The sequence below is a fragment of the Roseivivax sp. CAU 1761 genome (assembly GCF_054482755.1).
In genome coordinates this window covers 31,845-47,663 of record NZ_JBTLRM010000017.1, presented here as the reverse complement: position 1 = coordinate 47,663, position 15,819 = coordinate 31,845, and the positions used below count along the sequence as shown (strand labels likewise).

Genomic DNA, 15,819 nt, shown 5'->3' with positions numbered 1-15,819 from the left:
CCCGCCACCCACCCCCCTCCCCCCCTCCCCCCCCCCCCCCCCCCCCCCCCCCCCCCCCCCCCCCCCCCCCCCCCCCCCCCCCCCCCCCCCCCCCCCCCCCCCCCCCCCCCCCGGGCCGGGCGGGCGGCCGCTCAGTTCTGTTTCATGAAGGCGGTGGCGTCGAGCAGGAAGCGTTCCGACAGGGGCAGGCTCGCGGCGCCGAGGCTGCGCGCGTCGGGCCCCACCGTGCCCTCGATGATGCGCGGCGCCGAGAGGCCCGCGAGGTTGACCCCGGCCAGCGCGGACCGGGTCTGCGCCACCAAGTCGGCGCGCAGCGCCGCGGGCATCCAGCCGTCGATCATCGCGGTCTCGAAATCGATCACCGCGGAGGCGGCGGCGACCGCGTAGGCCAGCCCGTTGGCGGCCCCCGCCACCCAGTCCGCCAGCACGCCCCGGGGCAGGTCCCAGCCCTCGGGGCTGCGCCACATCGTGTCGGCGCGGGCGCCCAGCGCCTCGGTGCGGGCCTCGATCTGCTGCAGCGAGGCGACGTCGATGAGCTGCCGCATGCCGTCCGGGCCCGGAACCGGCAGCGAACCCAGCGCGCCGGCATTGCCGGTGCGCCCGACCAGCAGCGCGCCGTTCAGGGCGATGCCGCCGCCGATGAAGTAGCCGACGTAGAAATACAGGAAATCGCCGGTCAGGCCGCTTTCGCCGAAGACCAGCTCGGCGCCGCAGGCCGAGGTGGCGTCGTTCTGCAGGAACACCGGCAGGTCGAGCGCGTCGGCCAGCTCGGCGCGGATGTCCGTCTCGCGCCAGGCGTCCATGGCGCCGGGAGCGAGGCCGATGGCCTGCGCCCAGTCCCAGATCATGAACGGCATGGCGATGCCCAGCCCGGCGATCCGCGCCCGCCCGTCGCGGCCCAGCCCGGCGCCGAGCTCGGCCACCGCCTCGAGGGTGAAGTCGCGGATGCTGTCGGGGGTCGGGTAGCGGTAGGTGTGGCGCCGCCGCCCGACCTCCCGGCCCAGGAAATTGGTGAGGATCACCTCGGAACTGCGCCGCCCGAGCTTCAACCCGAAGAAGAACGCACCCTCCGGCGCCAGGCGCATCGGGATCGAGGGTTGCCCCACGCGACCGCGCACCGGGTCGCCCTTGACCAGCAGCCCGTCGGCCTCGAGCGCCCGCATGATCACCGACACGGTCTGCGCCGACAGGCCGGTGAGCCGCGCGATCTCGGCCTTGGCAAGCGCCCCGTGCCGACGCACCAGCGACAGGACCAGCCGTTCGTTGTAGGCGCGCATACCCGACTGGTTGCTGCCGCGGGTGAACGGCCCAGCCTCCGGCCCCGCCTTCATCGTGCTGTCCATGCGCTCCTCCCCGGTCGCGATCCCCACGACTGTCTGGGAAATCGGCATGCGCGTCAATAATAAATCAAACTGATTTATTTATTCTTGACTCGATTCGCGCATCGCGGCATCGTGGATTTTGCAGACGGCGCGGGAGGGGAAAGCCGGCGCGCTGCACCGATGGCCCCGTCCGGGCCGTCCGCCATGTCACTGGGAGGATACCGCATGACGCCGAACCGCAAAGCCGCATTTCTTGCGACCGCCGCGCTGGGGCTGAGCCTCGCCGCGCCGGCGCTGGCGCAGGACCAGATCACCGCCTGCCTGATCACCAAGACGGACACCAACCCGTTCTTCGTGAAGATGAAGGAAGGCGCGCAGCAGAAGGCCGACGAGCTCGGCATCGAGCTCAAGACCTTCGCGGGCAAGATCGACGGCGACCACGAGACCCAGGTCCAGGCCATCGAGACCTGCATCGCCGACGGCGCCTCGGGCATCCTGCTGACGCCCTCCGACACCTCCTCCATCGTCTCCTCGGTCAAGCAGGCTCAGGAGGCCGGGCTGCTGGTCATCGCCCTCGACACGCCGCTCGACCCGGCCGACGCCGCCGATGCGACCTTTGCCACCGACAATTACGAGGCCGGCCGCCTGATCGGGCAATGGGCCAATGCCAAGCTCGGCGACGAGGCCGCCAACGCCAAGATCGGCATGCTCGACCTCGCGGTCAGCCAGCCCACCGTCGACGTGATGCGCAACCAGGGCTTCCTCGACGGCTTCGGCATCGATCTGGGCGACCCGAACGTGATCGGCGACGAGGAGGACGAGCGCATCGTCGGCAACGACGTCACCGCCGGCAACGAGGAGGGCGGCCGCAAGGCGATGGAGAACCTGCTGGCGCAGGATCCGATGGTCAACGTGGTCTACACCATCAACGAGCCCGCCGCCGCCGGCGCCTACGAGGCGCTGAAGGCGATCGGCCGCGAGAACGACGTGCTGATCGTGTCGGTCGACGGCGGCTGCCCGGGCGTGCAGAACATCGCCGACGGGGTGATCGGCGCGACCTCGCAGCAATACCCGCTGAAGATGGCGTCGATGGGCATCGAGGCGATCGCCGCCTACGCCAAGGACGGCTCCAAGCCGGAGCCCACCGAGGGCAAGGACTTCCTCGACACCGGCGTGGCGCTGGTCACCGACGAGGCCGCCGAGGGCGTCGAGTCGATCTCGGTCGCCGAAGGCCAGGATCTCTGCTGGGGCTGACCGCCTGCAATACGGGTCCGACAGGGGAGGTCGGCGCGCCGCCCTCCCGACCTCCGGGCCCGTCGCCCGGGCGCGCGGCCACGGCCCATCCGTGCTAGGATCGCCGCGGGACGTCCGGGACACCCGCATCCATTCCAGGGGAGGAGACCCCATGTCTGAGACCGCCACTCGGGGGCAGGATTACGAATCCTCGCTGTCCGGCGCGAGCCAGGACGTTGCCCAGTTCGAGGATCACCGGCGCGGCTTCGTGCACCGCATCCAGCACGCCCTGCACGTCACGCCGTCGCTGGTGCCGCTGATCGTGCTGCTGCTCTCGATCGCCATCTTCGGCGCGCTGCTGGGGTCCAAGTTCTTCTCGCCCTTCGCGCTGACGCTGATCCTGCAGCAGGTGCAGATCGTCGGCATCCTCGCCGCCGCCCAGAGCCTCGTCATCCTGACCGCCGGCATCGACCTGTCGGTCGGCGCCATCATGGTGCTGTCCTCGGTGGTGATGGGGCAGGTGACCTTCCGCTACGGCATCCCGGCGCCGCTGGCCATCGTCGCGGGTCTCGCCGTCGGCACGCTCTGCGGCTTCATCAACGGCTGGCTGGTGGCCAAGATCAAGCTGCCGCCCTTCATCGTGACGCTCGGCATGTGGCAGATCGTGCTGGCCACCAACTTCCTCTATTCCGCCAACGAGACCATCCGCGCCCAGGACATCGAGGCCGCGGCGCCGCTGCTGCAGCTCTTCGGGGCCAAGTTCACCATCGGCGGCGCGGTCTTCACCGTCGGCGTGGTCTTCATGGTGGCGCTGATCCTGATCCTCGCCTACGCGCTGCGCCAGACCGCCTGGGGCCGCCACGTCTACGCCATCGGCGACGACAAGGAGGCGGCCGAGCTCTCGGGCGTGCAGACCGACCGCGTGCTGATCTCGGTCTACATGCTGTCGGGGCTGATCTGCGCCTTCGCCGGCTGGGCCCTGATCGGGCGCATCGGCTCGGTCTCGCCGACCTCGGGCCAGCTCGGCAACATCGAATCGATCACCGCCGTGGTGATCGGGGGAATCTCGCTCTTCGGCGGCCGCGGCTCGATCCTGGGCTCGCTCTTCGGGGCGCTGATCGTCGGGGTCTTCACGCTGGGCCTCAGGCTGCTCGGGGCGGATGCCCAGTGGACCTACCTGCTCATCGGCGTGCTCATCATCGGCGCGGTCGCCGTCGACCAGTGGATCAGAAAGGTGTCGGTCTGATGCAACCCATCCTGCAAGGCAAGAACCTGGTGAAGCGCTACGGCCGCGTGGTGGCCCTCGATCACTGCGATTTCGAACTCTACCCGGGCGAGATCCTGGCGGTGATCGGCGACAACGGCGCCGGCAAGTCGACCCTGATCAAGGCGGTGTCGGGCGCCGTGCAGCCCGATGCCGGCGAGGTCTGGCTGGAGGGCCGGAAGGTGGCCTTCTCCTCGCCGCTCGAGGCCCGCGAACACGGCATCGAGACGGTCTACCAGCAGCTCGCCATGTCGCCGGCCCTGTCGATCACCGACAACATGTTCATGGGCCGCGAACTGCGCAAGCCGGGCTTCCGCGGCACCTGGCTGCGCCAGCTCGACCGCCCGGCGATGGAGAAGTTCGCCCGCGCGAAGCTCAACGATCTCGGGCTGATGACGATCCAGAACATCAACCAGGCGGTGGAGACGCTCTCGGGCGGCCAGCGCCAGGGCGTGGCGGTGGCGCGCGCCGCGGCCTTCGGCTCCAAGGTGATCATCCTCGACGAGCCCACCGCGGCGCTCGGCGTGAAGGAAAGCCGCAAGGTGCTGGAGCTGATCCTCGACGTGAAGGCGCGCGGCATCCCGATCGTGCTGATCAGCCACAACATGCCGCATGTCTTCGAGCTGGCCGACCGCATCCACGTCCACCGGCTGGGCAAGCGGCTCTGCGTGATCCGGCCGCAGGACTACACGATGAACGACGCGGTCGCCTTCATGACCGGCGCCAAGGACGCCCCGGCCGAGCCGATCGCCGCCTGACCGCGCCGCCCGCGCCTGCCCCGCCCCCGCAGCCCGCTGCGGGGGCGTCGGCGTGTTTTGGCGGCGGAGGGGCGCCCGCGGTCCCGGGTCCGGCCCATGCGGCGACAAGCAACCGCACGCCCCAGCCGCGCTCCGAAGGGCTGCGGCGCGGCGGTCCCGGCCGCGGAAATCCCCGGGTTATCCCTGCCGGGTCCTCGGAAGATCGGGGCCGAGCGCACGGCCCCACCCGATCGCCGGGCCGGGGAGGCCCGGCGCGGCGCGGTGGCCTGCGGCCTTGGTCCCGCGCCGGGACGGGGCGCCCGCGCAGGGCGGGGTCCCGGCGCTCCCGTCGGTGGCAGCCCGGGCCCGCAGGAATGCACACTCACGACTTGCAACGGCGGGCCGTGGCGCGGCGATCCGACTTGTGCACCTGGCGCTGTGTCCCGGCCGAATCCGCAGGATTTCGGACCGATGCGCCCGAGCCCACCCGATCGCCGGGCCAGAGGGCGGCCCGGCACTGCGCGGCGGCCTGCGGCCTTGGTTCCGCGCGGGGGCTGGTCGGTCCAGGAGGGCGGCACCGCGCCGGGCGGGCGCCTCTCGCGGGGTGCGGACCGCCCATGGCCGCCTTTGCGCTCAATGCCGCCGCAGCGCCTGGTGCAGTCGCGCCCGGCATTCGCCGCACAGCAGTGGCAGGCCGAGCCGGGAGGCGGCGTGGACCAGCGGCAGGAGCGCTGCCTCGCGTACCATGAAGAGCCCGCGGCTCAGCGCCTCGTCGCGGCGGCCCTGCGCCGCGGCCATAACGAGGGCGCAGAGATCGGCCTCGTCCGGGGTCAGGTCAGGGCTGCCCGGCGGCGCCGGCTCGGCCAGTTGCCAGGCGGAATGGCGCAGCAGCGCCCGGACGTCCTCGAAGGCCCGGAGGCAGGCTCGGGCGCGCGCCGGGCCGAGCGCCGCGGCGAGGTCGTCCCAGACCCCCTGGGGATCGTCGGGCCAGCGCCGCAGCATGTCGAGGAGGCGCCGTTCCGGACCGCCCAAATCCGCCACCCTCCGCGCCGCCGCCGGCACGACGCGCCGCTCCAACCGTCCCATTCGCGCCTCTCCCGGCTTGTCCGCCGCCATTCCTGAGTGAACGATAAGGCAAGTCAAGCGGCCCCGCGCCCCGGTGCCGCGGCGCGGCGCCGTAGACTATTCCGGTTCCGCCGCGTCTGGCTTAGGTCTGGGACCATGGATGTCGTCGTCGTCGTCGCGGTCGTGGCCGCCCTGTTTCTCGTCATCGGGCTGGCCGAACCGCTGGCCGGACGGTTGCGGCTGCCCTATTCGGTGATCCTCGCCGGGCTCGGCATCGTCATCGGCCTCGGCGCCGGCTTCCTGCTGCGCACCGAGCTGACCGACGCGCTCAATCCGCTCGCCGAGGCGATCCTCAACTTCCCGATCCGCTCCAACGTCTTCCTCTACGTCTTCCTGCCGACGCTGCTGTTCCAGGCGACGCTCGGCATGAACCTGCGCCGCATGGTCGACGACTGGGTGCCGATCCTGACGCTGGCGGTGGTCGCGGTGGTGTTCTCCACCCTGGTGGTGGGCTACGCGCTGTCCTGGGTCTCGGGCTTCGACCTCGCCGCCTGCCTGCTGCTCGGCGCCATCGTCTCGACCACCGATCCCTCGGCGGTGGTGTCGATCTTCCGCTCGCTGGCGGCGCCGCGCCGGCTGGCCCGGATCGTCGAGGGCGAGAGCCTGATGAACGACGCCGCGGCGATCGCGCTCTTCGGCCTGCTGATGGGCTTCGTGATGCGCGGCGTGCCGGACCCGTCGCTCGGCGGCACGCTGCGGCAATTCCCGCTGCTGATCCTGGGCGGCATCGGCGCCGGCGTGCTGGTGGGCCAGCTCTCGGTGATGCTGATGGGGATGATCGACCGCTACGAGCCGGCGCAGCTCTCGATCTCGGTGGCGGTGCCGTACCTGTCCTACATCGCCGCCGAACAGGGGCTCGGCGCCTCCGGCGTGATCGCCGTGGTGGCGGCCGGCATCACCATGAACGTGAGCGCGCCGGGCACCCTGTCGCCGGGCACCTGGACCAACCTGCGCGAGACCTGGGGCCTGCTCGCGCACTGGGCCGGGGCGCTGATCTTCGTGCTCGCCGCATTGCTGATCCCGCGCCTGCTCGAGGATATCAGCTGGGGCGATATCGGGCTGATGGTGGTGGTGGTGCTGGCGGCGCTGGCGGCGCGCGCGGTGATCCTCTTCGGGCTGCTGCCGGGGCTCGCGCTGATCCGCCTGTCGCCGCGGGTCGAGCCGCCCTACCGCGTCGCCATCCTCTGGGGCGGGCTGCGCGGCGCGGTCACGCTGGCGCTGGCGCTGGCGGTGACCGAGAGCTTCCGCGTGCCGGCCGAAACCCGGCAGATGATCGGCATGCTGGCCACCGGCTACACGCTCTTCACCCTCGTGGTGCAGGGCTCCTCGCTGCGCTGGGTGATCTCGCGGCTCGGGCTCGACCGGCTCTCGGCGCTCGATTCGGCGCTGTCGAAGCAGGTCATCGCGGTGGCGCTGCAAACCGTGCGCGAGGATGTCGCCGAGACCACGGAGAATTACGGCCTGTCGCGCGACATCGTGCGCTCCGAGGCCAAGGATTTCGGCGAACGGCTGGAAGGCGCGGTCAAGGCGGCGGAGCAGAGCGCCGAGATCGCCGACCGCGACCGCATCACGCTGGGCCTGATCGCGCTAGCCGGGGCGGAGCGCGACATGGTGCTCGACCGGTTCCGCGAACGCGCCGTGTCGCCGCGCCTGACCGACCGCATCCTGTCCGACACCGACCGCCTGATCGAAGCCGCGCGGCAATCCGGGCGCACCGGCTATCGCGCCGCGGCGCGCCGCTCGATCGGGCTCGACGCCTCGTTCCGGCTGGCGGTGCGCGGCTACAACTGGCTGGGCATCTCGCGCCCGCTGGCGCATCTGACCGCCGACCGCTTCGAGATCCTGCTGCTGCAGCGGCTGGTGCTGCGCGATCTCGACGCCTTCATCGACACCCGCATCCGCCGCATCCACGGCCGCCGCGTGGCCGAGCTGCTGCACGAGCTGCTGACCCGCCGCGCCGAGATGGTGGACCAGGCGCTGGACGGGCTGCGGCTGCAATATCCGGGCTATGCCGAGGAGCTCGAACGGCGCTTCATCCGCCGCACCGCGCTGCGGCTGGAGAAGCGCGAATACGACCAGCTCTACGAGGAGGGGCTGATCGGCGTCGAGCTGCACACCGACCTGATGCAGAAGCTCGACCGGCGCTTCGCCCGGGAGAACATCCGCCCGGCGCTCGACATCGCGCTGCAAAAGAGCGAGATCGCCCGCCAGTTCCCGCTGTTTTCCGAGCTCGACGCCGCGACGCTGAAACGGCTCTCCTCGGCGCTGGTCACCCGCTACGCCGACGAGGGCGACCTGATCCTGAGCCGCGACCGGGTGCCCGACACCGTCTATTTCATCGCCTCGGGCGCGGTCGAGCTGCGCACCGCCGGGCAGAGCTTCCGGCTGGGCCGGGGCGAGCTGTTCGGCCAGCTCGCCATGCTGACCCGGTCGGCGCGGCGCTCCGAGGTCCGGGCCATCGCGCCCTCGACGCTGCTGGCGCTCGACGAGCGCCGCTTCCGCCGTCTGCTGCGGCGCTCCAAGGCGCTGCGCGCGGCGGTCCGCGAAAGCGCCGAGAAGCGCGGCATCGACCTGCCGGACCTGGCCGTGGAGCCGGCTCAGACCGCCGCCAGGCGCCGGTAGCTCATCGAGATATGGGCCCGCCGGATCAGCCCGGCGGCGGCCACGTCGCCGGCCTCGAGCGCGGCCAGGGTCTCGCGCATCTCCGACAGGAACACCGCCGCCTCGGCCGCGGCTTCGAGCGCCGGCACCGCCTGGAGCCAGATCCGGGTGGTGCGGAAATACAGCCGCTCGGCCATCTCGACCAGCGCGGCATTGCCGCAGAGCCCGAGCCCGAAGGCGAAGAACTCCATGTTCAGCCGGGCGAAGTCGCGCGGGTCCGGGGCGGCCGCCAGCGCCTCGCCGCGGGCCACGAAGCGCCGCGCCTCGGCGAGGATCTCGGGCGTCACCGGGCGCGGCGAGAGGATTCCGGCGAGCTGCGCCAGCTCGGTGCGCAGCGCGTAGACCTCGGCCAGTTCGCGGGCATCGACATCGGTGACCCGGGTGCCGACACCGTGGCGGCTTTCCAGCAGCCCCTCATCGGCGAGCCGCGCGAGCACCCGGCGCAGCGGCGTGCGCGAGACGCCGAACTCGGCCGCCAGCGCCTCCTCGCCGAGCTTGGTGCCGGGCGGGTAGTCGAGCAGGCAGATGCGCGAGCGCAGCTCCTCGTAGAGCCGCTGGTGCCGCGCCTCGGCGCTCATGCCGCGAGGCTGCGGCCCAGCCCCTCCAGCATCAGCAGGCATTCCGCCAGCTGGTCGCGGGCGACGTATTCGTCGGGCTTGTGGGCCTGGGCGATGGAGCCCGGGCCGCAGACCACCACCGACATGCCGAGGCCCTGGAACAGCCCGGCCTCGGTGTTGAAGGGCACCACGTCGCAGGCATTGGCGCCGGTCAACTGCGCCACCAGCGCGCGGGCGGCATTCTCGGTCATCGGCTCCAGCCCGACCACCTCGCCCACCGTCTCGACCGAGATGTCGGCCCAGGGCGTGACCGCGCGCATCGCCGGCAGCAGCTCGTCCTCGACGAAGGCGGTGAGCTGCTCCTTGACGAATTCGGCGTCGCCGTACTGCACCGGGCGCATCTCCCAGTCGACCTCGGCCCGGCCCGGGATCACGTTGTGCGCCACGCCGCCCGCGAGCCGGCCGATATTGACCGTGGTCCAGGGCGGCTCGAAGCGGCTTTCGCGCGGCGCCCGCAGCTTCAGCTCCTCGGCCAGCTCCATCAGCCGCGCCACGTAGCGCACGGCGTAGGCCACCGCGTTGACGCCGCGCTCGGGGTAGGAGCCGTGGCCCTCGAGCCCGGTGAAGCGGGCGGTGTATTCGCAGCAGCCCTTGTGGCCCTCGATGATGCGCATCTCGGTGGGCTCGCCGACGATGGCCACCGCCGGAAGATGCGCCCGGTCGCGCAGATGCGCCACCAGCGACTGCGCGCCGAGGCAGCCGGTCTCCTCGTCATGGGTGAAGCAGAAATGCACCGGCCGGCGCAGCTCGGTGGCGGCGAACTCGTCCGCCATGGCGAGGCTCGCGGCGATGAAGCCCTTCATGTCGCAGGTGCCGCGACCCATCAGCAGCTCGCCGCGCTCGGTCAGGCGGAACGGGTCGGTGGACCAGTCCTGGTCCTTCACCGGCACCACGTCGGAATGCCCCGAGAGCAGCACGCCGCCGCCGATCTCGGGCCCGATCGTGGCCCAGAGATTGGCCTTGGCGCCGCTGGCGTCGCGGTGGATCTCGACCCGCGCGCCGGCATGTTCGAGCCGCCCGGCCATGTGCTCGATCATCGCCAGGTTGGGCTCGGAGGAGATCGTCGGATAGGCGATCAGCTCGGCGAGGATCGCCTCGGTGCGGCCGAGCAGGGTCATGATTTAACGTACATCTTGCGGGGACGGTTGCAGAAGGTCTCGGCCGGCCCGTCCTCCTTGATCAGGATGGATTCGGTGATCTCGAGCCCCCAGTCGGACATCCACAGCCCGGGCATGAAGTGGAAGGTCATGCCGGGCTCCAGCACCGTCTCGTCCTCCGAACGCAGCGAGATCGTGCGCTCGCCCCAATCCGGCGGGTAGGAAAGCCCGATCGGGTAGCCGCAGCGCGCGCCGCGTTCGATGCCGGCGCTTTCCAGCGGCGCCGCCAGGGCGTTGGCGATGTCGCAGGCGCGGTTGCCGGCGCGGGCGACCTCGAGCCCGGCCTCCAGCCCCTCGACCAGCGCCGCCTCGGCGCGCTTGAAGATGTCCGAGGGCTCGCCGAGGAAGATCGTCCGGCAGAACGGCGCGTGGTAGCGCCGGTAGCAGCCCGAGATCTCGAAAAACGTGGCTTCGCCCTCGCGGAACGGGTCGCCGTCCCAGGTCAGGTGCGGCGCCGCGGCGTCCGAGCCCGAGGGCAGCAGCGGCACGATGGCGGCGTAATCGCCCCAATGCCCGTCCACCCCAAGAAGCGCGTCGCGGTAGACCTCGGCCACCACCTCGTTCTTCGGCACGCCGGGCTCCACCCGCTCCATCAGCCCGTCGATGATCTTCTCCGAGATCTTGGCGGCGCGGCGCATGAAGACCAGCTCCTCCTCGGACTTGATCGCGCGCTGCCAGTTGGTCAGCGCCGTGGCGTCGATCAGCGTGGCCTCGGGCAATTCGCGCTGCAGCGTCATGAACGCCTTGGCCGAGAAGTAGTAATTGTCGAGCTCGACGCCGATCCGCGCGCGGTCGAGCCCCATGCCGATCAGGCGCTGCGCCAGATCCTCCATCGGGTGGCGGTCGGTGGATTGCACGTAATTGTCGGCATAGCCGATCACCCGGTCGTCGCCCATCCAGACGGTGCGCACGGCGCCGTTCGAATCCTGATTGCGGCCCCACCAGATCGGGTCGGCATCGGGCAGCACGATCACCCCCTGGTGGACGTAGAAGGACCAGCCGTCATAGCCGGTGATCCAGGCCATGTTGGACGGGTCGGTGACGAACAGCAGTTCGAGCCCGGCCCGGTCCATCGCGGTTCGGACCTTGTCGAGGCGTCGGGTATACTCCGCTTCGGAAAACGGCAGGTCCTTGGAAAAACGATGATATGACATCGGCGCGCCTCCATGGTCCGGATCGTCGCCCCATCTGGCAACTTGTGTACATCGTAGAACGTCGGAAAACGACATCCCGTGCCGCATCCCGATCATTTGAGGATTTTTTCGGCGGAATGAGGCCGATCCTGCTCAAGACTGTTGCCAGTTGTGTACATCCCGGGCGGTAAAGGCGCCGTTGCGCAAATCGATTCGAGCCTGCCCGGATTTCGGGCACGACGGCTGGGCAAAGCGGGAAGATTCCGGCCTAGCGCGGTCGATTTGGCTGAAAACGGTCGTTTTTCTGCCCGGCTTTCCCGGTTTTGCCTGCCAAATTCGCGGACGGGGCCAATATGGTTGCAACATGGCCGTCCAGCCGGTTTAGTCGAATTTGAAGCGGCGAGACAGCCGCGCATGAATGAAACAGGGAGCCAGCGCTTTGGCGGATACGGCGGACAATGCGGCTTTCGTCGCTTTCGAACGTGTGCAGAAAAGCTATGACGGTGAAACGCTCGTCGTGAAGGATCTGAACCTCTCCATGCCGAAGGGAGAGTTTCTGACCATGCTGGGACCCTCGGGGTCGGGCAAGACCACCTGTCTGATGATGCTGGCCGGGTTCGAGACCGCGACCCATGGCGAGATCAAGCTCGACGGGGTGTCGATCAACAACATCCCGCCGCACAAGCGCGGCATCGGCATGGTCTTCCAGAACTACGCGCTGTTCCCGCACATGACGGTGGCCGAGAACCTCGCCTTCCCGCTGGAAGTGCGCAAGATGTCGAAATCCGAGCGCGAGACCAAGATCACCCGCGCCCTCGACATGGTGCAGATGGGCGCCTTCGGCGGCCGCCGCCCGGCGCAGCTCTCGGGCGGCCAGCAGCAGCGCATCGCGCTGGCCCGCGCGCTGGTCTTCGAGCCCGAGCTGGTGCTGATGGACGAACCCCTGGGCGCGCTCGACAAGCAGCTGCGCGAGACCCTGCAATTCGAGATCACCAACCTCGCCCACGAGCTTGGCATCACCGTGGTCTACGTGACCCACGACCAGACCGAGGCGCTGACCATGTCGGACCGCGTCGCGGTCTTCGACGACGGCCGCATCCAGCAGCTGGCGCCGCCCGACGAGCTCTACGAACGTCCGAAGAACAGCTTCGTGGCGCAGTTCATCGGCGAGAACAACACGCTCGAGGGCACGGTCGAGCAGATCGCCGGCGAGCGCTGCACGGTGCGGCTCGACAGCGGCGACATGATCGACGCCATGCCGGTCAACGTGAGCCGGCAGGGCGAACGCACCCGGGTCTCGATCCGCCCCGAGCGGGTGGAGTTCAACCCCGATCTCGGCCCCGACGCCCACACGCTCGACGCCAGGGTGCAGGAATTCATCTATATGGGCGACGTGTTCCGCACCCGGCTCAGCGTCGCCGGCAACGACGATTTCGTGGTCAAGACCCGCAACCGCGCCGATCAGGTGCGCCTGCGCCCCGGCGAGACGGTCAAGATCGGCTGGCTGCCGGAGGATTGCCGGGCGCTCGACGCGACATGAGGTTCAGCCGTTTCCCGGCCTGCCGCCGGCGGGCCGGGAGCGTGCTCAAGGGGGGCGATCGTTCGACCCGTGACACGGCCCCCCGCGACATCCAACGGGAATTCTAGGGAGACGCGTATGAAGTTTTCAAAGACCCTCCTGGCCACCACGGCCCTGACGGTGGCGGCGGCCGGCGCCGGCTTCGCTCAGGACCAGGAGATGGCCGACAGCATGACCCTGGTCAGCTGGGGCGGCGCCTACCAGAACAGCCAGCAGAAGGCTTATGTCGAGCCCTATCTGGAGATGAACCCCGAGGTCTCCGCGACCTGGGACGAAAGCTCGGCCGAGGCGGTCGCCAAGCTGCGCGCGATGAACGAAGCCGGCAACATCACCTGGGATCTCGTCGACGTGGTGGCCTCCGACGCCATCCGGCTCTGCGACGAGGGCCTGGCGATGGAGATCGACCATGACGAGCTGCTCGCCGCGGCGCCCGACGGCACCTCCGCCGAGGACGATTTTGGCGACCTGATCGTGTCCGACTGCTACATCCCGCAGATCGTCTACTCGACGACCTTCGGCTACCGCACCGACATGGTGCCGGATGGCGCCGAGCCGCCGTCGGAGATCTGCGACGTCTTCGATCTCGAGACCTATCCGGGCAAGCGCGCGCTGGAGAAGCGGCCGATCAACAACATGGAATGGGCGCTGCTCTGCGACGGCGTCGGCAAGGAAGAGATCTACGACGTGCTGGCCACCGACGAAGGCCAGGACCAGGCGCTCGCCAAGCTCGACGAGATCAAGGACCAGGTGGTCTGGTGGTCGGCCGGCGCCGACACGCCGCAGCTCCTCGCCGACGGCGAGGTGTTCATGGGCTCGACCTATAACGGCCGCCTCTACTCGGTGATCGAGGAGCAGGACCAGCCGGTGGCGATGATGTGGGACGCGCAGGTCTTCGACCTCGACGGCTGGATCATCCCCGAGGGCCTGCCCGAGGACCGTCTGGCCCGCGTCAAGGACTTCGTGAAGTTCGCCACCGACACGCAGCGGCTGGCCGACCAGGCGAAGTACATCTCCTACGGCCCGGCCCGCGACAGCTCGGCGCCGCTGGTGCCCGAGGAAATGAAGCAGCACATGCCGACCGACCCGGCGAACGCGGCCAACACCTTCCTCTACAACTACGAGTTCTGGGCCGATTATCGCGACGACATCGACGCGAAGTTCCAGGCCTGGCTGGCGCAGTAACGAGACCGGGGCAGGGCGGGACCGCTTCCCGCCCTGCCGCCTTCGGATCATTCGTTCGTCACTTTTCCGAACAAGACCAAAGCAAAAGACCGACGGGGACGACATGAGCGACGCAAGCTCCCACCAGCTGGACGGGCCGACGCCCGACGACGCCCTGCGCCAGGCCGACGCGCAGGCCAAGGGCGCGGCCGCCGGACCGGTGCTCGCCGCCGACGGCACGCCGCTGAAGAAGTCGCTGGCGCGCTCGCTGCGGATCCAGAAGTTCCGCGCATTGATGCTGATCGCGCCGCTGCTGGTCTTCGTGCTGGTCACCTTCATCGCGCCGATCGCCGACATGCTGTTCCGCTCGGTCGAGAACGAGATCGTCGCCGACACCCTGCCGCGCACCGTCGAGGCGCTGGAGGAGTGGGATTACGCCTCCGGCGAGGCGCCCGACGAGCCGGTCTACCAGGCGCTCTACGACGACCTCTTCCTGGCCGCCGAGCGCAAGCAGCACACCCGGCTCGGCACCCGGCTGAACTACGAGCTGACCGGCATCTCGTCGCTGTTCCGGCAATCCGGCCGCGGCGTCGACGATATCGGCGAGCTCTACCAGGACCAGTTCGAGGATCTGAACGACGCCTGGGGCGAGGAGCGCATCTGGGCCGAGCTGATGGGCTCGGACGACTGGCTCGCCGCGCAGGAGGCCTGGAGCGCGGACTCGGGCGAGGACATGCCCGACTTCCAGCTCCGCGAGGGCATGGCCACGCGGCTGCCCGAGACCACCCGCACCTTCCTCGACTTCGTGCGCTTCATCCGCGCCGAGGACAACGAGAGCCCGCTCGACGAGGAGCCCTGGAGCCGGGTCTACGCCGCGCTCTACGCCGATCTCGCGGAGAAGGATGTCGCGGGCTATGCCGGCCCGCATGCCGACCTGCTGCAGGAGGCCGACGCCGCCGTCGCGGGCTTCGAGAGCAAGAACGTCAAGCAGGCCTTCCTCGACATCGACGACGATTGGGGCAGCCCGCGGGTCTGGGGCACGCTGCAGGCCTTCGCGCCGGAATACACCCCGGGCTACTTCCTGAACGCGGTGGACATGCAGCAGACCGCCGACGGCGTGTCGCTGCGCAACGAGGACGAGCGCATCTACGGCCTGCTGTTCAAGCGCACCATGTTCATGTCGCTGGTCATCACCTTCTCCTGCATCGCGCTGGGCTACCCGGTGGCCTACCTGCTCTCGACCCTACCGATGCGGTCGGCCAACCTGCTGATGATCCTGGTGCTGCTGCCGTTCTGGACCTCGCTGCTGGTGCGCACCTCGGCCTGGAAGGTGATGCTGCAGCAGCAGGGCGTGATCAACGACGTGCTGGTCTGGCTGGGCCTGGTCGGGGACGGCTCGCGGCTGGTGATGATCAACAACCAGTTCGGCACCATCGTGGCGATGACGCACATCCTGCTGCCGTTCATGATCCTGCCGATGTATTCGGTGATGTCGACGATCCCGCCCTATTACGTGCGCGCCGCCAAGTCGCTCGGCGCCACCAACTGGACGGCGTTCTGGCGGGTCTACTTCCCGCAATCGGTGCCCGGCATCGGCGCCGGCTCGATCCTCGTCTTCATCCTCGCCATCGGCTACTACATCACGCCCGAGATCGTCGGCGGCACCACCGGCACCTTCATCTCGAACCGGATCGCCTATCACATCTCGTCCTCGCTGAACTGGGGCCTCGCCGCGGCGCTGGGCACCATCCTGCTGGCGGTGGTGCTGATCCTCTACTGGGCCTACGACCGCATCGTCGGCATCGACAACGTGAAGCTGGGGGGCTGAGC

Annotated in this window: 12 protein-coding genes; 7 read left to right on the top strand and 5 right to left on the bottom strand. The window is 69.7% G+C overall.

Annotation, left to right across the window (positions count from 1 at the left end; genetic code table 11):
- Positions 1-131 precede the first annotated feature (131 nt).
- A complete protein-coding gene (locus ACXYMW_RS11885) occupies positions 132-1,343 on the bottom strand; it encodes an ROK family transcriptional regulator (RefSeq protein ID WP_459035540.1) in 1,212 nt (403 codons plus the stop codon).
- Between the two features lie 204 nt (positions 1,344-1,547).
- Between ACXYMW_RS11885 and ACXYMW_RS11880 the strand changes: the two genes are divergently transcribed.
- The 3 genes from ACXYMW_RS11880 to ACXYMW_RS11870 all read left to right on the top strand — a co-directional run bounded on the left by ACXYMW_RS11880 (position 1,548) and on the right by ACXYMW_RS11870 (position 4,577).
- The gene (locus tag ACXYMW_RS11880) at positions 1,548-2,576 is read left to right on the top strand and encodes a substrate-binding domain-containing protein (RefSeq protein ID WP_459035539.1); all 1,029 of its coding nucleotides are present in this window, start codon (positions 1,548-1,550) and stop codon (positions 2,574-2,576) included.
- Between the two features lie 151 nt (positions 2,577-2,727).
- Positions 2,728-3,801 (top strand): ABC transporter permease, encoded by a 1,074-nt coding sequence (locus ACXYMW_RS11875; RefSeq protein ID WP_459035538.1) that lies wholly within the window; start codon positions 2,728-2,730, stop codon positions 3,799-3,801.
- Positions 3,801-4,577: an ATP-binding cassette domain-containing protein gene (locus tag ACXYMW_RS11870; RefSeq protein WP_459035537.1), complete on the top strand. Its 777-nt coding sequence runs from the start codon at positions 3,801-3,803 to the stop codon at positions 4,575-4,577. The genes ACXYMW_RS11875 and ACXYMW_RS11870 overlap by 1 nt, the downstream gene beginning before the upstream one ends.
- Positions 4,578-5,189: 612 nt before the next feature.
- Here the strand turns inward: ACXYMW_RS11870 and ACXYMW_RS11865 are convergent.
- Positions 5,190-5,642 carry a hypothetical protein gene (locus tag ACXYMW_RS11865; RefSeq protein ID WP_459035536.1) on the bottom strand — a complete coding sequence of 151 codons (453 nt, stop codon included), beginning with the start codon at positions 5,640-5,642 and terminating at the stop codon, positions 5,190-5,192.
- A gap of 135 nt (positions 5,643-5,777) precedes the next feature.
- Between ACXYMW_RS11865 and ACXYMW_RS11860 the strand changes: the two genes are divergently transcribed.
- Positions 5,778-8,303 carry a cation:proton antiporter gene (locus tag ACXYMW_RS11860; protein ID WP_459035535.1) on the top strand — a complete coding sequence of 842 codons (2,526 nt, stop codon included), beginning with the start codon at positions 5,778-5,780 and terminating at the stop codon, positions 8,301-8,303.
- On the opposite strand, the gene ACXYMW_RS11855 is transcribed toward ACXYMW_RS11860, so the two are convergent.
- The 3 genes from ACXYMW_RS11855 to ACXYMW_RS11845 are packed head-to-tail and all read right to left on the bottom strand — an operon-like array spanning position 8,279 to position 11,270.
- Positions 8,279-8,920: a GntR family transcriptional regulator gene (locus tag ACXYMW_RS11855; RefSeq protein ID WP_459035534.1), complete on the bottom strand. Its 642-nt coding sequence runs from the start codon at positions 8,918-8,920 to the stop codon at positions 8,279-8,281. The genes ACXYMW_RS11860 and ACXYMW_RS11855 overlap by 25 nt on opposite strands.
- Positions 8,917-10,077 (bottom strand): acetylornithine deacetylase, encoded by a 1,161-nt coding sequence (argE, locus tag ACXYMW_RS11850; protein ID WP_459035533.1) that lies wholly within the window; start codon positions 10,075-10,077, stop codon positions 8,917-8,919. Before argE ends, ACXYMW_RS11855 begins: the two co-directional genes overlap by 4 nt.
- Positions 10,074-11,270, bottom strand: a complete 1,197-nt coding sequence (locus ACXYMW_RS11845; RefSeq protein WP_459035532.1) for a M24 family metallopeptidase — start codon at positions 11,268-11,270, stop codon at positions 10,074-10,076. Before ACXYMW_RS11845 ends, argE begins: the two co-directional genes overlap by 4 nt.
- Positions 11,271-11,688: 418 nt before the next feature.
- On the opposite strand from ACXYMW_RS11845, the gene ACXYMW_RS11840 reads away from it, so the two are divergent.
- From ACXYMW_RS11840 to ACXYMW_RS11830, 3 genes are all read left to right on the top strand, one after another.
- Positions 11,689-12,789 carry an ABC transporter ATP-binding protein gene (locus ACXYMW_RS11840; protein WP_459035531.1) on the top strand — a complete coding sequence of 367 codons (1,101 nt, stop codon included), beginning with the start codon at positions 11,689-11,691 and terminating at the stop codon, positions 12,787-12,789.
- Between the two features lie 117 nt (positions 12,790-12,906).
- Complete coding sequence (locus tag ACXYMW_RS11835; RefSeq protein WP_459035530.1) at positions 12,907-14,010, top strand: extracellular solute-binding protein; 1,104 nt, start codon at positions 12,907-12,909, stop codon at positions 14,008-14,010.
- A gap of 103 nt (positions 14,011-14,113) precedes the next feature.
- Entirely contained in the window at positions 14,114-15,817 is a 1,704-nt protein-coding gene (locus ACXYMW_RS11830) for an ABC transporter permease (protein ID WP_459035529.1), read from the top strand.
- Positions 15,818-15,819 lie beyond the last annotated feature (2 nt).